18 protein-coding genes and 1 pseudogene are annotated in these 21,281 nt (G+C 65.7%); 12 read left to right on the top strand and 7 right to left on the bottom strand.

Features of this window, described 5'->3' with window-relative positions; genetic code table 11:
• The first annotated feature begins 1 nt into the window (after window position 1).
• From lspA to dut, 3 genes are all read left to right on the top strand, one after another.
• Complete coding sequence (gene lspA, locus WS46_RS25915; RefSeq protein WP_059527727.1) at window positions 2-502, top strand: signal peptidase II; 501 nt, start codon at window positions 2-4, stop codon at window positions 500-502.
• 67 nt (window positions 503-569) lie between these two features.
• A complete protein-coding gene (gene coaBC, locus WS46_RS25910; RefSeq protein WP_059692215.1) occupies window positions 570-1,781 on the top strand; it encodes a bifunctional phosphopantothenoylcysteine decarboxylase/phosphopantothenate--cysteine ligase CoaBC in 1,212 nt (403 codons plus the stop codon).
• A gap of 55 nt (window positions 1,782-1,836) precedes the next feature.
• Window positions 1,837-2,283 carry a dUTP diphosphatase gene (gene dut, locus WS46_RS25905; protein WP_059468295.1) on the top strand — a complete coding sequence of 149 codons (447 nt, stop codon included), beginning with the start codon at window positions 1,837-1,839 and terminating at the stop codon, window positions 2,281-2,283.
• Between the two features lie 54 nt (window positions 2,284-2,337).
• On the opposite strand, the gene WS46_RS25900 is transcribed toward dut, so the two are convergent.
• The 4 genes from WS46_RS25900 to clpS form a co-directional block, all read right to left on the bottom strand.
• Window positions 2,338-3,108, bottom strand: a complete 771-nt coding sequence (locus WS46_RS25900) for a hypothetical protein (RefSeq protein WP_059692214.1) — start codon at window positions 3,106-3,108, stop codon at window positions 2,338-2,340.
• 151 nt (window positions 3,109-3,259) lie between these two features.
• Window positions 3,260-4,639: an amino acid permease gene (locus tag WS46_RS25895; protein ID WP_059692267.1), complete on the bottom strand. Its 1,380-nt coding sequence runs from the start codon at window positions 4,637-4,639 to the stop codon at window positions 3,260-3,262.
• Between the two features lie 103 nt (window positions 4,640-4,742).
• Window positions 4,743-7,043, bottom strand: a complete 2,301-nt coding sequence (clpA, locus tag WS46_RS25890) for an ATP-dependent Clp protease ATP-binding subunit ClpA (RefSeq protein WP_059527738.1) — start codon at window positions 7,041-7,043, stop codon at window positions 4,743-4,745.
• Window positions 7,040-7,354 (bottom strand): ATP-dependent Clp protease adapter ClpS, encoded by a 315-nt coding sequence (gene clpS, locus WS46_RS25885; protein ID WP_006398529.1) that lies wholly within the window; start codon window positions 7,352-7,354, stop codon window positions 7,040-7,042. Before clpS ends, clpA begins: the two co-directional genes overlap by 4 nt.
• A gap of 290 nt (window positions 7,355-7,644) precedes the next feature.
• Between clpS and WS46_RS35630 the strand changes: the two genes are divergently transcribed.
• Window positions 7,645-7,845, top strand: coding sequence for a hypothetical protein (locus WS46_RS35630; protein ID WP_156437253.1), 201 nt, complete (start codon window positions 7,645-7,647; stop codon window positions 7,843-7,845).
• Between the two features lie 57 nt (window positions 7,846-7,902).
• A complete protein-coding gene (locus tag WS46_RS25880) occupies window positions 7,903-8,106 on the top strand; it encodes a cold-shock protein (protein WP_004196460.1) in 204 nt (67 codons plus the stop codon).
• A 179-nt stretch (window positions 8,107-8,285) separates the two neighbouring features.
• Here WS46_RS25880 and WS46_RS25875 read toward each other — a convergent pair whose 3' ends face one another.
• A complete protein-coding gene (locus tag WS46_RS25875; protein WP_059692266.1) occupies window positions 8,286-9,893 on the bottom strand; it encodes a multicopper oxidase family protein in 1,608 nt (535 codons plus the stop codon).
• Window positions 9,894-10,575: 682 nt separating this feature from the next.
• Here WS46_RS25875 and WS46_RS25870 point away from each other — a divergent pair.
• The gene (locus WS46_RS25870) at window positions 10,576-10,800 is read left to right on the top strand and encodes a hypothetical protein (RefSeq protein WP_006490888.1); all 225 of its coding nucleotides are present in this window, start codon (window positions 10,576-10,578) and stop codon (window positions 10,798-10,800) included.
• Window positions 10,801-10,935: 135 nt separating this feature from the next.
• Here WS46_RS25870 and WS46_RS25865 read toward each other — a convergent pair whose 3' ends face one another.
• Both WS46_RS25865 and icd read right to left on the bottom strand, forming a co-directional pair.
• Window positions 10,936-13,164 (bottom strand): NADP-dependent isocitrate dehydrogenase, encoded by a 2,229-nt coding sequence (locus tag WS46_RS25865; protein ID WP_059692213.1) that lies wholly within the window; start codon window positions 13,162-13,164, stop codon window positions 10,936-10,938.
• A 280-nt stretch (window positions 13,165-13,444) separates the two neighbouring features.
• Window positions 13,445-14,701 (bottom strand): NADP-dependent isocitrate dehydrogenase, encoded by a 1,257-nt coding sequence (gene icd / locus WS46_RS25860; RefSeq protein WP_059692212.1) that lies wholly within the window; start codon window positions 14,699-14,701, stop codon window positions 13,445-13,447.
• A 273-nt stretch (window positions 14,702-14,974) separates the two neighbouring features.
• On the opposite strand from icd, the gene WS46_RS25850 reads away from it, so the two are divergent.
• The 6 genes and pseudogenes from WS46_RS25850 to WS46_RS36585 all read left to right on the top strand — a co-directional run.
• Complete coding sequence (locus tag WS46_RS25850) at window positions 14,975-15,553, top strand: pseudouridine synthase (protein ID WP_059527744.1); 579 nt, start codon at window positions 14,975-14,977, stop codon at window positions 15,551-15,553.
• 281 nt (window positions 15,554-15,834) lie between these two features.
• Window positions 15,835-16,053, top strand: coding sequence for a hypothetical protein (locus WS46_RS34530; RefSeq protein ID WP_072444916.1), 219 nt, complete (start codon window positions 15,835-15,837; stop codon window positions 16,051-16,053).
• Window positions 16,054-16,213: 160 nt separating this feature from the next.
• Window positions 16,214-16,714, top strand: a complete 501-nt coding sequence (locus WS46_RS25845) for a DUF192 domain-containing protein (RefSeq protein WP_059465624.1) — start codon at window positions 16,214-16,216, stop codon at window positions 16,712-16,714.
• Between the two features lie 225 nt (window positions 16,715-16,939).
• A complete protein-coding gene (fusA, locus tag WS46_RS25840; protein ID WP_059692211.1) occupies window positions 16,940-19,051 on the top strand; it encodes an elongation factor G in 2,112 nt (703 codons plus the stop codon).
• Window positions 19,052-19,235: 184 nt separating this feature from the next.
• A complete protein-coding gene (locus WS46_RS25835; protein WP_059527750.1) occupies window positions 19,236-20,246 on the top strand; it encodes a HoxN/HupN/NixA family nickel/cobalt transporter in 1,011 nt (336 codons plus the stop codon).
• Between the two features lie 290 nt (window positions 20,247-20,536).
• Window positions 20,537-21,281, top strand: a pseudogene (locus tag WS46_RS36585) (hypothetical protein); the annotation flags it as partial.

Raw genomic sequence — 21,281 nt, 5'->3', positions numbered from 1 at the left:
TATGGCGAAGACTGTGTCGAAACCGGCCAGCGGCGCGCTCGCGCCCTGGCTCGGCATTTCGCTGATCGTGATTCTGTTCGACCAGCTGTCGAAGATCGCGATCCTGAAAACGTTCGCGTACGGCGCGCAGCATGCGCTGACGTCGTTCTTCAACCTCGTGCTGGTGTACAACCGCGGCGCCGCGTTCGGCTTCCTGTCGACCGCGAGCGGCTGGCAGCGCTGGGCGTTCACCGCGCTCGGCATCGGCGCGACGCTCGTGATCTGCTTCCTGCTGCGCCGTCACGGCCAGCAGCGGCTGTTCAGCCTGTCGCTCGCGCTGATCCTCGGCGGCGCGCTCGGCAACGTGATCGACCGGCTGATCTACGGCCACGTGATCGACTTTCTCGATTTCCACCTCGGCGCCTGGCACTTCCCGGCGTTCAACCTCGCCGATTCCGCGATCACGATCGGTGCGGTGCTGCTGATCTACGACGAACTGCGTCGCGTGCGCGGCTCGCGCTGAGCGCGCATACTCGGTGTCGACGGCCGGCTTTGCGCCGGCCGTTCCGTTTGACCCTTGGAGGCCTGAGTTGGCACACGCAGAACTCGCAGGAAAACACCTCGTTCTCGGCCTGACGGGCGGCATCGCCTGCTACAAGATCGCCGAGCTCACCCGGCTGCTGACGAAGGCGGGCGCGACCGTGCAGGTCGCGATGACCGAAGCCGCCACGCAGTTCATCACGCCCGTCACGATGCAGGCGCTGTCCGGCCGGCCCGTCTACACGAGCCAGTGGGATGCGCGCATCGACAACAACATGGCGCACATCGACCTGTCGCGCGAAGCTGACGCGATCGTGATCGCGCCCGCGTCGACGGATTTCCTCGCGAAGCTCGCGCACGGATTCGCTGACGACCTGCTGTCGACGCTGTGCGTCGCGCGCGACTGCCCGCTGCTCGTCGTGCCCGCGATGAACCGCCAGATGTGGCAGAACCCGGCCACGCAGCGCAACGCAGCGCAACTGCGCGCCGACGGCGTGACGGTGCTCGGCCCCGATTCGGGCGCGCAAGCGTGCGGCGAAGTCGGCGACGGACGCATGCTCGAACCCGAGGCGATCTATGAAGCGATCGTCGCGCACTTCGCGCCGAAGGTGCTCGCGCACCGTCGCGTGCTGATCACGGCCGGCCCGACGTTCGAGCCGCTCGATCCGGTGCGCGGCCTCACGAACCGCTCGAGCGGCAAGATGGGCTTCGCGCTCGCGCGCGCCGCGCAGCAGGCCGGCGCCGACGTGCATCTCGTCGCGGGGCCGGTCGCGCTCGACACGCCGTGGGGCGTATACCGCCAGGACGTGCAGACGGCACAGCAGATGTACGACGCGGTGATGCAAGCCGTGTCCGACGCCGACATCTTCATCGCGGTGGCCGCGGTCGCCGACTGGCGCGTCGATCATCCGGCCGAGCACAAGATGAAGAAGACGGCCGACCGCAAGATGCCGGCGCTCGCGTTCGTCGAGAACCCGGACATCCTCGCGTCGGTCGCGGCGCTGCCCGATCCGCCGTATTGCGTCGGGTTCGCGGCCGAAAGCGGCGACCTCGACGTGCACGGCGACGAGAAGCGCAAGCGCAAGAACGTGCCGCTCCTGGTCGGCAATCTCGGTCCGTTGACGTTCGGCCGCGACGACAACGAAGTCGTGCTGTTCGAGGCGGCCGGCCTCACGCGCCTGCCGCGCGCCCCGAAGGACGAACTCGCGCACGTGCTCGTCGCGGAAATCGCGAAGCGCCTGCCGGACAACCGCCTGATCTGATCACCCGCGCGGCGGCCCGCGCCGCCGCGCTCTTCCCGACCGATTCGACGACCGCATGAAACTCGATCTGAAGATTCTCGACGCGCGCATGCGCGACTACCTGCCCGCCTACGCCACCACCGGCAGCGCGGGCCTCGACCTGCGCGCGTGTCTCGACGCGCCCGTCACGCTGCAGCCGGGCGAAACGACGCTCGTACCGACCGGCCTCGCGATCCACCTCGCGGATCCCGGCTACGCGGCGCTGATCCTGCCGCGCTCGGGCCTCGGCCACAAGCACGGCATCGTGCTCGGCAACCTCGTCGGCCTGATCGATTCCGACTACCAGGGTCAGCTGATGATCTCGACGTGGAACCGCGGCCAGACCGAGTTCGTGCTGAACCCGTTCGAGCGGCTCGCGCAGCTCGTGATCGTGCCGGTCGTGCAGGCGCAATTCAACATCGTCGACGACTTCGCGCAAAGCGATCGCGGCGAAGGCGGCTTCGGCAGCACCGGCCGACACTGAACGACGCCATGCAAAAAAGGGGCCTCGCGGCCCCTTTCCTTTTTCCGCGACCGTTCACCGATCGGCCGTCTGCGCAATCCGCGCGGGCACGAGCTCGCGTCGCCGCGCCTGCACGATGATCGCGTAGATCACCATCGCGACGAGTACGCCGAGCAGCACCGCCGACGATCCGACGGTGCCGAGCGCGAGCCCGCCCTTGGCAACCGGTTTCGTCAGCAGGTCGCCGACCGTCGCCCCGAACGGACGCGTGAGCACGAACGCGGCCCAGAACAACAGCACGCCCGAAATGCGCGTGAAATAGTGGGCCAGAACGATCAGTGCGAGCAGCCCGCCGATCAGCAGCGCGCCGCCGCCGAAGCCGAGGCCCGAGCTGTCCGCGAGGAAATCGCCGAGCGCGGTGCCGAGCGTGTTCGAGAACAGGATCGCGATCCAGTACAGCAGTTCGACCTTGCGCGTGCGGATCAGGTCGACCGACAGCGATTCGCCGCTCAGCCGCCATACCGCGAAGATCGCCAGCAGGATCGCGACGAGAATCGACGAGCCGGCGGCATAGCCGAGGCCGAGCGTCCGGTCCATGAAATCGGACATCGTCGTGCCGGCGGTGCTCGTCGCGACGATCACCGCCCAGTAGATCGCCGGGCGATACTGCGTCGTTCTGAGCTGGGCGCCCAGCGTCACGAGAAAGAAACCGAACAGCAGGATCGAGCTCGCCGCATAGCCCACGTTCAGCGTCATCGACAGCAGGTCGCCGCCGGTCTCGCCGAGCGTCGTCGCGCAGATCTTCATGATCCAGAACGCGAGCGTGATTTCAGGAAGTTTGTTCATTCGAACCCCTTTTTACAGATGGCGACGGACTGGCGCGCGCCAGCCCGGATCGCGGACAGGTTCGAATGTAGTCGCCGCCGGCTTAACGGAACCTTAGCGGTGTGGCAGCGCCGCGCAGCCCGCGGCGCGCGCAGCCGCGCGTCAACGCGCGTCAACGCGCGTGCCGGTGCCGGTAGTGCAGCGCGTACGCGAGCGTCAGCAGCACGACGAACACGACGCCGACCACCATCGTCATCCGGAATTCGCGCGTGAAAGCGGTCGTCAGCAGGATCGCGCCGACGAGCCCCGCACCGAGCAGGCTGCCGAACGGGTGCCCCCACATCCGGAACGCGAGCGCCGGGCCACGATATTGCGCGCGAAAACGCAGGTGCGTGACGAAGATCATCAGCCATGTGAACAGTGCGCCGAACATCGCGATCGCCATCATCACGGTGAACGCGGTATCCGGCGACAGCGCGACCAGCACCGCCGCGACCGCGACGCCGCTGGTCGAGATCCACAGCGCCGCACGCGGCACGCCGTTGTTGCCGAGCCGGCCGAACACGGCCGGCGCGAGCCGTGCGCGCGACAGGCTGAACATCATCCGCGTCGTCACGTAGAGCTGGCTGTTCATCGCCGACAGCGCCGCGATCAGCAACACGAAGTTGATCACGCCGGCCGCGTACGGCACGTGCGTCGCGGCCATCACCTTCACGAACGGGCTTTCGTCGGTGCCGGCCTGCGTCCAGGGCACGATCGCGAGCATCAGCGACAGCGTGAGCAGGTAGAACAGCACGAGCCGGAACACCGTCGAGCGGAACGCGCGCGTGACCGCATGCTGCGGATCGCGCGCCTCGCCGGCCGCGATCGCGACCGCCTCGATGCTCATGTAGCTGAAGATCGCGACGATCACCGCGACCCACGTGCCCCACGGCCCTTTCGGCATGAAGCCGTCGTGCGCGGTGTAGTTCGCGAAGCCGATGCCCGAGGCCGCCGGCGCCGCCCACACGAGATACGCGCCGAGCGCGATGAACACGACGATCGCCGCGATCTTCAGCAACGAGAACGCATATTCGACCGACCCGTACAGCGTGACGCTCGCGAGGTTCACCGCGATCAGCAGCGCGGAGAAGCCGATCACCCAGTACCAGCCGGGCACGGCGGGGAACCAGTACTTCATGAAGACGGCGATCGCGCTGATCTCGGTGCCGATCGCGAACACGACCGCGAACCAGTACGCATAGCGCACGAGAAAGCCCGCGAGCGGGCCGACGTAATGCTCGGCGTACGCACCGAACGAGCCGGCCGTCGGATGCGCGACCGTCATTTCCGCGAGCGCGCCCATCAGCAGCAGCGCGATCAGCGCGCCGATCGCGTACGAAACCAGCACGCTCGGGCCCGCGAGCCCGATCGCGAACCCGCTGCCGAGGAACAGCCCCGTGCCGATCGCGCCGCCGATCGCGATCATCGCCATCTGCCCCGACGTCAGCGCATGGCGCAACCCTTGTTCGCGCGCGACGATGTTGTCGAACGACCGTTGTTGTTGTGTCACCGCGTTACCACTCCCCTGCACCACCATCGCGCCACCGGCGCCAGATAAAGCGAAACGGCGCGGAAAACTTCCCGCGCCGTTCGCATGAACAACGAATTATCGCTTACTCGACTTCGACCGTCTCTTCGTTCGGCTTGTGCGGCGGATTCGCCAGCTTGTCGAACGACAACTGCACCTTGTCGTTTTCGTCGACGTCGACCGTCACGTGACCGCCATTGACGAGCTTGCCGAACAGCAGTTCATCGGCCAGCGCGCGACGGATCGTGTCCTGGATCAGCCGCTGCATCGGCCGCGCGCCCATCAGCGGGTCGAAGCCGTGCTTCGCGAGATGCTTGCGCAACGCGTCGGTGAAGAGCGCGTCGACCTTCTTCTCGTGCAGCTGCTCCTCGAGCTGGATCAGGAACTTGTCGACCACGCGCATGATGATTTCCTCATCGAGCGAGCGGAAGCTGATGATCGCATCCAGACGGTTGCGGAACTCCGGCGTGAACAGGCGCTTGATGTCGGTCATCTCGTCGCCCGTCTCGCGGCGCGTCGTGAAGCCGATCGTCGCCTTCTGCATCGACTCGGCGCCCGCATTCGTCGTCATGATGATGATGACGTTGCGGAAATCCGCCTTGCGGCCGTTGTTGTCCGTCAGCGTGCCGTGGTCCATCACCTGCAGCAGCACGTTGAAGATGTCCGGATGCGCCTTCTCGATTTCGTCGAGCAGCAGCACGCAGTGCGGCTTCTTCGTGACGGCTTCGGTCAGGAGGCCGCCCTGGTCGAACCCGACGTAGCCCGGCGGCGCGCCGATCAGGCGGCTCACCGCGTGACGCTCCATGTATTCCGACATGTCGAAGCGGATCAGCTCGATGCCGAGCGTGAACGCGAGCTGACGCGCCACTTCGGTCTTGCCGACGCCCGTCGGGCCGGAGAACAGGAACGCGCCGATCGGCTTGTCCATCTTGCCGAGGCCCGCACGCGCCATCTTGATCGACGCCGCGAGTGCGTCGATCGCCGGATCCTGGCCGAACACGACGCTCTTCAGGTCGCGATCGAGCGTCTGCAGCTTGCTGCGATCGTCCTGCGACACGCTCTGCGCCGGCACGCGCGCGATCTTCGAGATGATTTCCTCGATCTCGCTCTTGCCGATCGTCTTCTTCTGCTTCGACTTCGGCAGGATGCGCTGCGCGGCGCCCGCTTCGTCGATCACGTCGATCGCCTTGTCGGGCAGGTGACGGTCGGTGATGAAGCGTGCCGACAACTCGGCCGCGGCCGACAGCGCACCCGACGAATACTTGACGCCGTGATGCTCCTCGAAGCGCGACTTCAGCCCGCGCAGGATCGCGACCGTCTGCTCGACGGTCGGCTCCGTCACGTCGACCTTCTGGAAGCGCCGCGACAGCGCCGCGTCCTTTTCGAAGATGCCGCGATATTCGGTGAACGTGGTCGCGCCGATGCACTTGAGCGTGCCCGACGACAGCGCCGGCTTCAGCAGGTTCGATGCGTCGAGCGTGCCGCCCGAAGCGGCGCCCGCGCCGATCAGCGTGTGAATTTCGTCGATGAACAGGATGGCGTGCGGCCGTTCCTTCAGCTCCTTCAGCACCGTCTTCAGACGCTGCTCGAAGTCGCCGCGATACTTGGTGCCCGCGAGCAGCGCGCCCATGTCGAGCGAATACACCTGTGCGTTCGCGAGGATGTCCGGCACTTCGCCGCGCGTGATGCGATAGGCGAGCCCTTCGGCGATCGCGGTCTTGCCGACGCCGGCTTCGCCGACGAGCAGCGGATTGTTCTTGCGGCGGCGGCACAGCACCTGCACGACGCGCTCGACTTCCGGCTCGCGACCGATCAGCGGATCGATGCGGCCGTCCTTCGCCATCTGGTTCAGGTTCTGCGTGAACTGCGCGAGCGGGGTTTCCTTTTGCGCGTTCGCGTCTTCGCTTTCCGCGTTCGCGTCGGCCGACTTCGCGGCTTCGCCGCCGTTCGTCTTCGCGATGCCGTGCGAAATGAAGTTCACCACGTCCAGGCGCGTGACGCCCTGCTGCTGCAGGTAATAGACGGCGTGCGAGTCCTTCTCGCCGAAGATCGCGACCAGCACGTTCGCGCCGGTGACCTCCTTCTTGCCGTTCGACGTCGACTGGACGTGCATGATCGCGCGCTGGATCACGCGCTGGAAACCGAGCGTCGGCTGGGTATCGACATCGTCGGTGCCCGGGACGGTCGGTGTGTTGTCGTGGATGAAATTGCGCAGGTTCTGACGCAAGTCCTCGATGTTGGCCGCACACGCGCGCAACACCTCGGCTGCCGTCGGATTATCCAGCAGGGCCAGCAGCAGATGCTCGACCGTAATGAACTCATGGCGCGCCTGGCGTGCTTCCATGAACGCCATGTGCAGGCTGACTTCCAATTCCTGGGCAATCATGCTTCCTCCATCACGCACTGCAGCGGATGCCCGGCCTGCCGCGCATGGGTAACGACTTGCTCAACCTTGGTCGACGCGATGTCCCGCGTATAGACCCCACAAACCCCTCGCCCTTCACGATGGACCTTCAGCATGATCTGCGTGGCCGTCTCGCGATCCTTCTTGAAATACTCCTGTACGACCATCACGACGAACTCCATCGGCGTGAAGTCGTCGTTCAGCAGCACCACCTTGTACATCGAAGGCGGCTTGAGCTTCTGCTGCTTGCGTTCCAGGACGGTGCTGTCCTGCTTGTCCGGGATAATCGCCATACACCCATTCTAAACAACTCGGACAGGCCCGCAATCCTGCCATTACCCGACCGACCGGCCGGCGCCCTCCCTGGTTCCCGACGACTCGCGATCGTCTTCGTGCCATACGAAAGCCGGCTGCGGTGCCGGCTTTCACGCGTGGCGCGGAACACGAACCGTCAGGGGGAAACCGCACCGGACCGTCGCATCCGCATCCAGTATCCCACAAGCCGGGACGACTCGATCGCGTGTCACTCGAGCCTGGTATATGAGCCGATTATGCGACTTTTCAAGTCCGCGCGCTCGGCGGCATGCTGCAAAGCAAAGCCGGAAAAACCCTGAAAATGGGTTCTTTACAACGGCCCTCTAACCGTCTAAAAATTCCGCTTGACACTCAAATAAAGAGCGCCAACAATCAAGCTGGCACTTTTTTCAACTCGTCGGTTGGCGAAATGAAAGAGGCCGAAGGTGAGCTTGTGAGGGGGGAACGGCTGTATTTTCCGGTCGTTTAGCTTTTCGAGCGTGCTCGTGGTAAGTAGCAGCGACTGTGTGACAGGGGAAGTAGGAAAATGGCAACTGGTATCGTTAAGTGGTTCAACGACGCGAAGGGCTTCGGTTTCATCACTCCCGACGAGGGCGGTGAAGATCTGTTTGCGCACTTCTCGGCCATCAACATGCAGGGCTTCAAGACCCTGAAGGAAGGCCAGAAGGTTAGCTTCGAGGTCGTTCAAGGGCCGAAGGGCAAGCAAGCGTCGAACATCCAGGCCGCGTAAAGGCACCGGATATCAGACGAAGAAACCCGGCATTGCGCCGGGTTTCTTTTTTTTCAGGCCGGCCACGCGTTAATTCGATTGGCCGGCCTTTTCGTTCAATCCCGATAATTGAACATGTATTGTCTTGTCTCACGCGCAGATCGAATGCCGTCATACGCGTGAAACATATTCAATACTCGTTACACGACCTTCAGCGTGCCCATCATGCCGAGATCCTCGTGTTCGAGAATATGGCAGTGAAACATGCGCTCGCCGGGCATGTCCTGCCTGACGAGCATCGTCACGGTCTCGCCGCTGCGCACGTTCACGGTGTCGCGCCACGCGCGGAACGGTTCGCTCGAGCGCGTGCCGTCCGATGCGCGCTCGATCACCTGGAATTGCGTGCCGTGCAAATGGAACGGATGATCCATGTCGGTGGCATTGCGAATCGCCCAGCGCTCGACGTCGCCGCGGCGGCTCGTCAGCGTCGCACGGTGCGGCGCGTAGGTCGCGCCGTTGATCGTGAAGCGCATCCCGGCCGGGCGGCCATGCGCCGGGCTGTTCATCATCGCGTCCATGTCCATCTCCTCGCCGAACGCGACCTCCTTGTGCGCAACCGGTTCGCCGAGGGCAGGCACCGCGCGCAGCGTGGCCGGCAGCGCACGGGCGGCGGCCGGCGCGAACGTGACGTCGGCGAGCGGCAGCGCCGGATCGGGCGGCAGACTGCCGTGGCCGCCGTCGTGCGACATCGCCATCTTGCGGCGGTCGTATTCGGCCGCCTGCAGCACCGCGCGTGACGCGCGATCGCCCGCGCGCACCAGCAGTTCCGCGCGCTCGCCCGGCGCGAGCACCAGCGACGTCACGCGGCGCGGCGCATCGAACAGCCCGCCGTCGGTGCCGACCTGCTCGAACGCTCGGCCGTCGTCGAACGCAACGCGCAGGTAGCGCGCGCTGCACGCGTTCCACACGCGCCAGCGCTCGTCGCCCGCGACGTCGATCCGCGGCCGGCGCGCACCGTTGACCAGCACGAACTGGCCTTCGCGGCCGTTCATCCAGTCCATCATGTCGTTCGGCGGAATCGTGCCGTCGCGCGCGAGCTTCAGGTCGGACACGAACAGGTTGCGCTCGGGCCAGCCGGCGAGCGGATCGTCGGCGGCACGCACGACCAACGGGCCCGCCAGCCCGCGGAACACCTGCTCGGCGGTCATCATGTGCGGATGCGGGTGATACCAGTAGGTGCCGGCACTCCCCTTCGGCAGCGTGAAGCGATACACGCGCGACGCGCCCGGCGCGACGGGATCGGACGGGTTGCCGTCCTGGTCGGGCGGCACCGGCAGGCCGTGCCAGTGGATCGTCGACGGCTGCGGCAGCTTGTTCACGAAGCGGATTTCGACCGTGTCGCCCTCGCGCACGTCGATCAGCGGCCCGACCACCGGCCCTTGCGTGCCCGCGCCGAACTGCCAGAACGTCGTCGGACGCGCACCGCGCAGCATCGGACGCACGACCGGCTGGGCGACCAGCGTCGCGCGGAACGTGCCGGGCTCGCGGCTTTCGTTCGCGAGCGTGCGCAGCGACGCGAGCGGCGCGCCGGACGGCAGCGCATCGGCCGCCGCGAGCGCGGCCGGCGCCGGCTTCGCGTGCTGCGCGTGGTCCGCCATCCCTGACATGCCCGACATCCCCGGCATGTCGTCCATCTGATCCATGCCGGCCATGCCCGTATGACCGGCATGCTGCGCCCAGGCGGTGCGCGCAAACAGCGATGCCGCCGCGACGCCGATGGCGCGCGACAGGAAGGTTCTCCGTATCATCAATCGTTCCTCGTTATTCGTGCTGCGTCGCGCGGCCGTCGCGACGCTCGCGCCGGCCGGCACGGAGAAGCGCTCGTGCGCGACGCGAATCCTGATGCCCGCGTCATCATAACCGCAGCCCCCGGCCGAGGCGCGGCGACGGCGAGCGAGCGTCGATACGACGCAGCGCGCGGCCGGTCGGACGAACGGACCGGCCCCGGATCATCGAGCGTTTTCGATCTTCGCCAGGTGCTGCGGCGCCTCACCGCATTCACCGCAATCGGCGCCGCCCGCTTTCGCCACGCCCCGTCGAGACGATTCGCCCCTGCCGCTCATCCCGCGATCGGCTTGCCTGGCGCCACCCATATGCGAACCCGCCAATTTTTCACGATGCGGAACAAGTCCCTGCGTTATAAAAATTCGTGGTGCACGGCACAAATTGGTTGTTTCGCGATGCCAAAAAACGTTCCGCAATACAAAACGTGCGAAATAAACCACTGTTTTTACGGAAGAATTTTTGTTTCGAGAAAGCGCTCTACGCGCGCCATCGGGCGCGGCCCCGGACGTAGACTTTGTTCCATGCACTGACGCTTCGCCACGACGGTCGATACGGAATCCGGCGCAAGCAGCCAGTCGGGCCACGGCCGAACGAACCGGCGGGCGGCACAACAGAATCGCTTGTGATCAGAAAGGGAGAACGGAAATGAAGGGATTTCGCTTTGGTTCAGCGCTCGGGTCGTTCTACATCCTGCCGGGTAACGGCGGCTGGGAAGCGACGTTCGGCAACGCCCTGCTCGGCGCGTTCTCGTGCCCGGAAGTGGCGGCCGACCACATCTCCCGCGGCGACTGCGAGCAACTGTCCGAACTGGATACGGCCACGCTCGAAGTGCCGCACGAAATCGCCGAGTGGGAAATCGTGCACGTCTGAATGGCACGCCTGCAACGAAAAACGCCCCGGGTGACCGGGGCGTTTTCATGTTCGGCGGAACGGCGAGCCGCCAGGCCCGCCGCATCGGCTGGTGCCGCCGCCGCTGCCGTGGCGCGCGCGGGAGCGCGGCCCGCGTCAGGCGACTGCGTCGACGATGCCGTTCAGCGTTGCGCTCGGACGCATCGCCCGGCTCGTCAGCTCGACGTTCGGACGGTAGTAGCCGCCGATCGCCTGCACGCTGCCCTGCGCCGCCGACAGTTCTTCCAGGATGCGCGCCTCGTTGTCGGACAGCGCCTTCGCGACGCCTTCGAACTGCGCCTTCAGCGCGGCGTCCTCGGTCTGCTCGGCCAGCGCCTGCGCCCAGTAGAGGCACAGATAGAAGTGGCTGCCGCGGTTGTCGAGGCCGCCGACCTTGCGCGCCGGCGATTTGTTCTCGTCCAGGAACTTGCCGGTCGCCTGGTCGAGCGTCTTCGCGAGCACGAGCGCCTTCGGGTTCTGATACGCGTTGCCGAGATGTTCGAGCGACGCGGCCAGCGCGAGGAATTCGCCGAGCGAATCCCAGCGCAGGAAGCCTTCCTCGACGAACTGCTGCACGTGCTTCGGCGCCGAGCCGCCCGCGCCCGTTTCGAACATCCCGCCGCCGGCCATCAGCGGCACGATCGACAGCATCTTCGCGCTGGTGCCGAGTTCCATGATCGGGAACAGGTCGGTCAAGTAGTCGCGCAGCACGTTGCCCGTGACCGAGATCGTGTCCTTGCCCGCGCGGATGCGCTCGAGCGAGAAGCGCGTGGCGTCTTCCGGCGTCATGATGCGGATGTCGAGGCCGTTCGTGTCGTGATCCTTCAGGTAGCGTTCGACCTTCGCGATGATCTGCGCGTCGTGCGCACGTGCCGGATCGAGCCAGAACACGGCCGGCGCGCCGGTCGCGCGGGCGCGGTTCACCGCGAGCTTGACCCAGTCCTGCACCGGCGCGTCCTTCGTCTGGCACATGCGCCAGATGTCGCCCGACTCGACCGCGTGCTCGAGCAGCACGTTGCCGGCGTCGTCCGTGACGCGCACGACGCCGTCGGCCGGGATCTGGAACGTCTTGTCGTGCGAACCGTATTCCTCGGCCGCCTGCGCCATCAGGCCGACGTTCGGCACGCTGCCCATCGTGACCGGGTCGAATGCGCCGTGCTGCTTGCAGTCCTCGATCACGGCCTGGTAGACACCCGCGTAGCAGCGATCCGGAATCACGGCCTTCGCATCGTACAGTTCGCCGTCCGGGCCCCACATGCAGCCCGACTCGCGGATCATCGCCGGCATCGATGCGTCGACGATCACGTCGCTCGGCACGTGCAGGTTCGTGATGCCCTTGTCCGAGTTGACCATCGCGAGGCGCGGACGCGCTGCGTATTCGGCCTTGACGTCGGCTTCGATCGCTTCGCGCGTGTCGGCCGGCAAGTCCTTCAGGCGCGCGTACAGGTCGCCGATGCCGTTGTTCGGGTTGAAGCCGGCCTGCGTCAGCACGTCCGCGTGCTTCGCGAGCGCGTCGCGGTAGAACACCGACACGAAGTGACCGAACAGGATCGGGTCCGAGACCTTCATCATGGTCGCCTTCAGGTGCACCGAGAACAGCACGTCCTGCGCCTTCGCGTCGGCGATCTGCGCTTCGATGAAGCTGCGCAGCGCCTTGCGGCTCATCACCGATGCATCGATGACTTCACCGGCCTTCACGGCCGTCTTTTCCTTCAGCACCTTCTTGACGCCGTCGGCCGTCGTGAGTTCGATCTTCACGCTGCCGGCATCGGCGATCAGCGCCGACTTCTCGCTGCCGTAGAAGTCGCCTTCGCTCATGTGCGCGACGTGCGCCTTCGACGTCGCCTTCCATGCGCCCATCTTGTGCGGGTGCTTGCGTGCGTAGTTCTTGACCGACAGCGGCGCGCGACGGTCGGAGTTGCCTTCGCGCAGCACCGGGTTCACCGCGCTGCCCTTGATCTTGTCGTAGCGGGCCTTGACGGCCTTCTCTTCGTCGGTCGACGGCTCTTCCGGGTACGCCGGCAGCTTGTAGCCCTGCGCCTGCAATTCGGCGATCGCGGCCTTGAGCTGCGGCACCGATGCGCTGATGTTCGGCAGCTTGATGATATTCGCTTCCGGCTTCAGCGTGAGCTGGCCCAGTTCGGCCAGATCGTCGGAACCCTTCTGCTCCGGCGGCAGGACGTCGGCGAATGCCGCGATGATGCGGCCGGCGAGCGAGATGTCGCGCGTTTCGACGGCGACGCCCGACGAGCGCGTGAAGGCCTTGACGATCGGCAGCAGCGAATAGGTCGCGAGCGCCGGCGCTTCGTCGGTGAGGGTGTAGATGATCTTGGGCGAAGTGGACATGGTCGATGCGTTGCTACGTGAAAATTTGGGACTGAGGAGCGCCGACGGTAATCGGCGGGGAGCGACCGGGTCGATCGCGAAAGGGGCGTGCCGGCTAGCCGGGCGGTGGTGTTGCGAGGGCCGTCATGTTCTACCTTGCAGGGCGTGCGAGCCGCATCGCGGCGCCGCGGCCCGCATGCCGGACCGCCCTGCCAACAAACCTGCCGTTCATGAAATGCCCCGGCGCCGGCAGTAGGCGCCGGGGCTGCCGGCGGTCCGCCGGCCTGCCCCGGAAGGGGACTTACATGTTCTCGATCAGCACTTCGCCGAAGCCCGAGCACGACACCTGCGTCGCGCCTTCCATCAGGCGCGCGAAGTCGTACGTGACGCGCTTCTGCAGGATCGACTTCTCCATCGCGGCGATGATCGTGTCGGCCGCTTCCGTCCAGCCGAGGTGGCGCAGCATCATTTCCGCCGACAGGATCTCGGAACCGGGGTTCACGTAATCCTTGCCCGCGTACTTCGGCGCCGTGCCGTGGGTCGCCTCGAACATCGCGACCGAATCCGACAGGTTCGCGCCCGGCGCGATCCCGATGCCGCCGACCTGAGCGGCCAGCGCGTCGGAGATGTAGTCGCCGTTCAGGTTCAGCGTCGCGATCACGTCGTATTCGGCCGGGCGCAGCAGGATCTGCTGCAGGAACGCGTCGGCGATCGAATCCTTGATGACGATCTCGTTGCCCGTCTTCGGGTTCTTCACGCGCATCCACGGGCCGCCGTCGATCAGCTCGCCGCCGAACTCCTTCTGCGCGAGCGCGTAGCCGGCGTCACGGAACAGGCCTTCCGTGAACTTCATGATGTTGCCCTTGTGCACCAGCGTGACCGACTTGCGATCGTTGTCGATCGCATACTGGATCGCCTTGCGCACGAGACGCTCGGTGCCTTCCGTCGACACGGGCTTGACGCCGATCCCCGAGGTTTCCGGGAAGCGAATCTTCTTCACGCCCATTTCTTCCTGCAGGAACTTGATGACCTTCTTCGCCTGCTCGGAGCCCGCGGCCCATTCGATGCCTGCGTAGATGTCTTCCGAGTTCTCGCGGAAGATCACCATGTCGATCTTTTGCGGCTCGCGCACCGGCGACGGCACGCCCTTGAAATACTGGACCGGGCGCAGGCACACGTAGAGGTCGAGCTCCTGGCGCAGCGCGACGTTCAGCGAACGGATGCCGCCGCCGACCGGGGTCGTGAGCGGCCCCTTGATCGACACCACGTATTCCTTCAGCACCTGCAGCGTTTCGTCCGGCAGCCACACGTCCGGACCGTACACCTTCGTCGCCTTCTCGCCCGCGAAGATCTCCATCCAGTGGATCGTGCGCTTGCCCTTGTAGGCATGCGCGACCGCCGCGTCGACGACCTTGATCATCACCGGCGTGATGTCGAAGCCCGTACCGTCGCCTTCGATATAGGGAATGATCGGCTGATCGGAAACGTTGAGCGAGAAGTCCTTGTTGACGGTGATCTTGTCACCGCCCTCCGGAACCTTGATGTGCTGATACGGCATGATCGACTCCAGTGACGTGGCTGAGCAGGTGATGCTGGTCGAAACTGCGCGCGCGGCGAGGTGGCCCTGCCACCCTCGTGACGGCAACAGCGAGCGCTATTCTAGCGCCCCAACCGGGGCCGGCGGCACGAAGCGCGACGCTGCGTATCAAGTCTTCCCTTATGTCTTATATAAGACAGAGGACTTGCCGTTCCGTATTATGCATTAAGATTCCGCCATTTGCCATAGACCGCCCGTCCCGCTTCCCGCGGCACGTCGGGCGGGCGCCTCGACATGACCCTGATCGCCCTCAACAAGCCGTTCGGCACGATTTGCCAGTTTTCCGCGCACGAGACGCGGCCGTCGCTCGGCGACTGGGTGAAAGCACCCGGCGTCTACCCGGCCGGCCGGCTCGACGCGGACAGCGAGGGCCTGCTGCTGCTCACCGACGACGGCGCGCTGCAGGCGCGCATCGCCGAGCCGCGCCACAAGCTCGTCAAGCGCTACTGGGCGCAGGTCGACGGCGCGCCGGGCCCGGCCGACCTGAAGGCGCTCGCGCGCGGCGTCGATCTCGGCGACTACGTGACGCGCCCGTGCCGCGCCGAATTCATCGAACCGCCCGACACGCTGTGGCCGCGCAATCCGCCGATCCGCTATCGCGCCGCGATCCCGACCACGTGGATCGAACTCGCGATCACCGAAGGCAAGAATCGGCAGGTGCGGCGCATGACCGCCGCGATCGGTTTCCCGACGTTGCGTCTTGTGCGCGTCGGCATCGGCGCGCTCGACATATTCGCGCTCGGCATTGCACCGGGCGAAACAATCGCGCTGCCGCCGCGCGCCCCGTGGGATGGTTTCGCGCGCGCTGAATGACGCATTCCGGCCGCGCGAATTTTTCGTCATCTTTTTCGTCAACCGCCTGCGAAGATCGCGCGTTAAACCACGCAGATGCCAACCTTAGCTATCCGGCATTGGCAGCCGAATCCGTGTTTGCGTCACGAAAGCGACGTTTTCATCGAATACGATTCGGCGCCCGCAGCGCAATGAGAAATTTCTCGAAGCGTCTGTCAACCGAAAGGTGGATGGCACCGTTAGACGACATGACTCCTATTGCCGGGTCATTTGGTTAATTAACTAAAGCTGAGGAACACAACATGAACAAACTGATCGCTGCTCTGGTCGCTGGCCTCTTCGCAACGGCTGCTTTCGCACAAGCTTCGGCTCCGGCCGCTCCGGCTGCTGCTGCTCCGGCAGAAGCTGCTTCGGCACCGGCTAAGAAGGCAACGCACAAGAAGCACCACGCTGCTAAGAAGCACCACGCAGCTAAGAAGGCAGCTAGCGAAGCCGAAGCACCGGCAGCTGCTTCGAACTAAGTAAGCAAGCTGTAATAACGCAGTCAAGAACACGCAGTCTTGCCGTTCTTACGGCGTTGAAAGGCAGATCACCGCGAGGCGATCTGCCTTTTTCTTTTTTGTGCCCGCCGGCGCGCTTCGCGTACCATGCGGGTCTCGTTTTCCCGATAGGAGCCCTGCTGTGCGATTCTCCCTGCGCTCGTCGCTCGGCCGCCTTGCGCGCGCCGCCGTGTTTCCCGCCGCGCTCGCCGTCCTCGCGCTCGGCATGCAGACCGCCCACGCGCAGATGCCGCCCGGCGCCAAGCAGCCGAGCGAGTTTCCGCGCGCGAAGCTGCGCGCCGGCATGTACGTGATCGACGCGGCCGTCGCCGCGAACGACGCCGACCGCGAACAGGGGCTGATGTACCGGTCGCAGCTCGCGCCGAACGAAGGCATGCTGTTCGTGTTCAACGAGAACGCCGTGCACTGCTTCTGGATGAAGAACACGCTGATTCCGCTGTCGATCGCGTTCATCCGCGCGGACGGCACGATCACCGACATCGACGAGATGAAGGCCGAGACGACCGACAACCACTGCCCGCGCAACAACGGCGTCTATGCGCTCGAAATGAGCAAGGGCTGGTTCGCGGCGAAGGGCATCAAGCCGGGCATGAAGCTCGAAGGCCTGCCGAAGGCCCAGTAACGGCCATTGCCGCGGCGCCGCCGCACGTCGACCGAAGCCGGCCGCCCATTCTTGTGTTGGGCGCCGGTTTTTTTTCGCCGGCCGACGGCGACGCGCGCCTTGATTCGGCCAATGGTGCCCGCATCTGCAAAAGCCACGGACAAGCGCTATGCTTTAAATCTCGCTAGTTCCAGCCCGGGCCGGTGCAGCCGGCCCGCTTACGATCCGAACCACCAGGAGGTTCACGTGCCCCGCAAAACCCCCATCGAGCGCTATCGCAATATCGGGATCAGTGCTCACATCGATGCCGGCAAGACCACGACGACCGAGCGCATCCTGTTTTACACCGGCGTGAGCCACAAGATCGGTGAAGTGCACGACGGCGCGGCCACGATGGACTGGATGGAGCAGGAGCAGGAACGCGGCATCACGATCACGTCGGCCGCGACCACGGCCTTCTGGAAGGGCATGGCCGGCAACTATCCGGAACACCGGATCAACATCATCGACACCCCCGGGCACGTCGACTTCACGATCGAGGTCGAGCGCTCGATGCGCGTGCTCGACGGTGCGTGCATGGTCTACGACTCGGTCGGCGGCGTGCAGCCGCAATCCGAGACCGTGTGGCGCCAGGCGAACAAGTACAAGGTGCCGCGCATCGCGTTCGTCAACAAGATGGACCGCGTCGGCGCGGACTTCTTCCGCGTGCAGCGCCAGATCGGCGAGCGTCTGAAGGGCGTCGCCGTGCCGATCCAGATTCCGATCGGCGCGGAAGATCATTTCCAGGGCGTCGTCGATCTCGTGAAGATGAAGGCGATCGTCTGGGACGACGAAAGCCAGGGCGTGAAATTCACGTACGAGGACATCCCGGCGAATCTCGTCGAGCTCGCGCACGAATGGCGCGAGAAGATGGTCGAAGCCGCCGCGGAAGCCAGCGAGGAACTGCTCGAGAAGTACCTGCACGACCATGAATCGCTGACCGAGGACGAGATCAAGGCCGCGCTGCGCCAGCGCACGATCGCGAACGAGATCGTGCCGATGCTGTGCGGCAGCGCGTTCAAGAACAAGGGCGTGCAGGCGATGCTCGACGCGGTGATCGACTATCTGCCGTCGCCGGTCGACGTGCCCGCGATCCTCGGCCACGACTTCCACGATCCGGAGAAGCCGGCGGAACGTCATCCGAGCGACGACGAGCCGTTCTCGTCGCTCGCGTTCAAGATCATGACCGACCCGTTCGTCGGCCAGCTGATCTTCTTCCGCGTGTATTCGGGCGTCGTCGAATCGGGCGACACGGTCCTGAACGCGACGAAGGACAAGAAGGAGCGGCTCGGCCGGATCCTGCAGATGCACGCGAACGAGCGCAAGGAAATCAAGGAAGTGCGCGCGGGCGACATCGCGGCGGCGGTCGGCCTGAAGGAAGCGACGACGGGCGACACGCTGTGCGATCCGGCCAAGCCGATCATCCTCGAGAAGATGGAATTCCCGGAGCCGGTGATCTCGCAGGCGGTCGAGCCGAAGACGAAGGCCGACCAGGAAAAGATGGGCCTCGCGCTGAACCGTCTCGCGCAGGAAGATCCGTCGTTCCGCGTGCAGACCGACGAGGAATCCGGCCAGACGATCATCTCGGGGATGGGCGAGCTGCACCTCGAAATCCTGGTCGACCGGATGAAGCGCGAGTTCGGCGTCGAGGCGACGGTCGGCAAGCCGCAGGTCGCGTATCGCGAAACGGTGCGCACGACGGCGGCCGATGTCGAAGGCAAGTTCGTCAAGCAGTCGGGCGGGCGCGGCCAGTACGGGCATGCGGTGATCACGCTGGAGCCGAACCCCGGCAAGGGCTACGAGTTCCTCGACGAGATCAAGGGCGGCGTGATTCCGCGCGAATTCATCCCGGCCGTCGACAAGGGCATCATCGAAACGCTGAAGAGCGGCGTGCTCGCGGGCTACCCGGTCGTCGACGTGAAGGTGCACCTGACGTTCGGCTCGTACCACGACGTCGACTCGAACGAAAACGCGTTCCGGATGGCCGGCTCGATGGCATTCAAGGAAGCGATGCGCCGCGCGAAGCCGGTGCTGCTCGAGCCGATGATGGCGGTCGAGGTCGAGACGCCCGAGGACTTCATGGGCAACGTGATGGGCGACCTGTCGAGCCGGCGCGGCATCGTGCAGGGGATGGAGGACATCGCGGGCGGTGGCGGCAAGCTCGTGCGCGCCGAGGTGCCGCTTGCCGAGATGTTCGGCTATTCGACGTCGCTGCGCTCGGCGACGCAAGGTCGTGCGACGTACACGATGGAGTTCAAGCAGTACGCGGAAACGCCGGCGAACGTGTCGGAAGGCGTGATCAACGCGAAAGTGAAGTAAGCGCGGGGTGCGCGCCCTGCTGCGCGCAGACCTCAGGCCCGTCCGGTTCCGGACGGGCCTTTTTTTCGTCCGTCCGACGCGGCACGGCCGGTGGCCGACGCCCCGACGCCGTTTTTGATCGGCACGCCAGGCCATTTTTGCGCATGCCACAATGCATCGCGATTCGTCCGATGGAACCAGCCCGATGCCGCCCACCCCTGCCCTGCGCCGCCTGCTGATGCTGTATGCCGGCCTCATCGCCGCAAATGTCGCCGTCTGGCTGTGGGCGCTCGCGGTGCTGCACGACCATCCGCTGCTGCTGGGCACCGCCGCGATCGCGTACGGGCTCGGGCTGCGTCATGCGGTCGACGCCGATCACATCGCCGCGATCGACGTCGCGACGCGCAAGCTGATGCAGGACGGCCAGCGTCCGGTGACGGTCGGCCTGTTCTTCTCGCTCGGCCACTCGACGATCGTGGTCGTCGCGACGCTCGGCATCGCGCTGAGCGCGTTCGCGCTGCGCGACCGCTTCGACGCATTCCGCGAGATCGGCGGCACGATCGGCACGGCGGTGTCCGCGACCTTCCTGCTCGTGCTCGCGTGCATGAACCTGGCGATCCTGCGCGACGTGTGGCGGCGCTATCGCGGCGCACCGGACGCGGCTCCCGGCGCCGCGCACACGCATCGCGCGAGCGGCATCGTATCGCGGCTGCTGCGTCCGCTGTTCCGGTTCGTGTCGAGAAGCTGGCACATGTATCCGGTCGGCGTGCTGTTCGGCCTCGGTTTCGATACTGCAACAGAAATCGCGTTGCTTGCGATCGCGGCCACGCAGGCGAGCCACGCGCTGCCGATCCATTCGGTCATGCTGTTTCCCGCGCTGTTCGCGGCCGGCATGACGCTGATCGACTCGACCGACAATGTGCTGATGATCCATGCGTACGGCTGGGCAATGGACGATCCGCGGCGCAAGCTGCTCTATAACGCGAGCATCACGCTGCTGTCGGCGGCCGTCGCACTGGCGGTCGGCGGGATCGAGGCCGCCGGCCTGCTCGCCGACAAGCTGTCGCTGACGGGCCCCGTACGCGATGTGCTCGACGCGCTTGGCGCGCGCTTCGGCGCGATCGGTTACGGCATCGTCGCGCTGTTTCTCGTCGCCTGGATCGCGTCGATCCTCTGCCACCGCTGGCCGCGCGCTGCCGACACGACGGCGCGATAGAACTAGTCAGACGTTTCATTTCGGAAACAAAAAGCTCACGACGGCGTATCACGCGCTGTCACGCGATACGTGCGCGCCTTGCGCCACGGACATGGCCGGCCGTTGGCACGAATCTCGCAGTTAAGGATTCGCACGGCGGGCCCGCGGGCCGATTCGTGTTCCCGGCTGGCCTCTGACGCCAGTCCGACACGCATCGGCCGCCGATACGACAATGCATCGTTGCTGGTCCCCTGCATCACACGTTGATGGTCGCGCGTGACGAGGCATCGCGCGCATCGGGGAGATCAATAATGAGCAGAACGAATCAACGGTCCCGCACGGCGGGACGGTGCTATCGCACGACCCTGCTGGCCGCAGCCGCGTTTGCGTGCTGCTGTTCTTACGCGATTGCTCAGGACTCGATGCCCGACGTCGCGTCCGACCCGACCGCCAGCGCAGACCCCGTCATGATGCTCGCCGAGGACTCGGCGTCCTGCGCCGCCGGTCCGGCTGCTTGCGCGGTACACATATATGCCGGCCGCGGCGCTGCGGGCAGCGGTGCCGGAAGCACCTCTGGTGGTAGCAGCCCGGGGAACAGCGGGAATGGCGGAAGCGGCGCCGTCGGGCCTGCGGGCGTCGGTGGATCGATCGGGGCGACATCCGGTGGTACGAGCGGAACAGGTCGTAGCGGCGGTGCATCGGGCAACGGGGGTAAAGGCGGCGGGACCTCGGGTAACGGCACTTCGGGTGGCGGTTCCTCGGGTGGTGGTGGCTCGGGTGGCGGTTCCTCGGGTGGCGGTTCCTCGGGTGGTGGCTCGGGTGGCGGCTCCTCGGGTGGTGGCTCCTCGGGTGGTGGTTCCTCGGGCGGTGGCTCCTCGGGCGGCGGCTCCTCAGGGGGCGGCTCCTCGGGTGGTGGCTCCTCGGGTGGTGGCTCCTCGGGCGGCGGCTCCTCAGGGGGCGGCTCCTCGGGCGGCGGCTCCTCGGGCGGCGGCTCCTCGGGCGGCGGCTCCTCGGGTGGCGGCTCCTCGGGTGGCGGCTCCTCGGGTGGCGGCTCCT

The organism is Burkholderia sp. RF4-BP95 (genome assembly GCF_001521985.1).
Taxonomy (GTDB): domain Bacteria; phylum Pseudomonadota; class Gammaproteobacteria; order Burkholderiales; family Burkholderiaceae; genus Burkholderia; species Burkholderia diffusa.
The sequence above is the reverse complement of the archived record's forward strand: the minus strand, read 5'-3'. Positions and strand labels throughout refer to the sequence as shown.

Coding starts and splice junctions, on each gene's coding strand:
- icd (WP_059692212.1), bottom strand. CDS start 14,701: ATGCCGTATCAGCACATCAAGGTTCCGGAGGGCGGTGACAAGATCACC.
- clpS (WP_006398529.1), bottom strand. CDS start 7,354: ATGGCGATTATCCCGGACAAGCAGGACAGCACCGTCCTGGAACGCAAG.
- WS46_RS25865 (WP_059692213.1), bottom strand. CDS start 13,164: ATGTCCACTTCGCCCAAGATCATCTACACCCTCACCGACGAAGCGCCG.
- clpA (WP_059527738.1), bottom strand. CDS start 7,043: ATGATTGCCCAGGAATTGGAAGTCAGCCTGCACATGGCGTTCATGGAA.
- WS46_RS25870 (WP_006490888.1), top strand. CDS start 10,576: ATGAAGGGATTTCGCTTTGGTTCAGCGCTCGGGTCGTTCTACATCCTG.
- WS46_RS34530 (WP_072444916.1), top strand. CDS start 15,835: ATGAACAAACTGATCGCTGCTCTGGTCGCTGGCCTCTTCGCAACGGCT.
- WS46_RS35630 (WP_156437253.1), top strand. CDS start 7,645: ATGCTGCAAAGCAAAGCCGGAAAAACCCTGAAAATGGGTTCTTTACAA.
- WS46_RS25900 (WP_059692214.1), bottom strand. CDS start 3,108: ATGAACAAACTTCCTGAAATCACGCTCGCGTTCTGGATCATGAAGATC.
- dut (WP_059468295.1), top strand. CDS start 1,837: ATGAAACTCGATCTGAAGATTCTCGACGCGCGCATGCGCGACTACCTG.
- lspA (WP_059527727.1), top strand. CDS start 2: ATGGCGAAGACTGTGTCGAAACCGGCCAGCGGCGCGCTCGCGCCCTGG.
- WS46_RS25875 (WP_059692266.1), bottom strand. CDS start 9,893: ATGATACGGAGAACCTTCCTGTCGCGCGCCATCGGCGTCGCGGCGGCA.
- WS46_RS25835 (WP_059527750.1), top strand. CDS start 19,236: ATGCCGCCCACCCCTGCCCTGCGCCGCCTGCTGATGCTGTATGCCGGC.
- WS46_RS25850 (WP_059527744.1), top strand. CDS start 14,975: ATGACCCTGATCGCCCTCAACAAGCCGTTCGGCACGATTTGCCAGTTT.
- WS46_RS25880 (WP_004196460.1), top strand. CDS start 7,903: ATGGCAACTGGTATCGTTAAGTGGTTCAACGACGCGAAGGGCTTCGGT.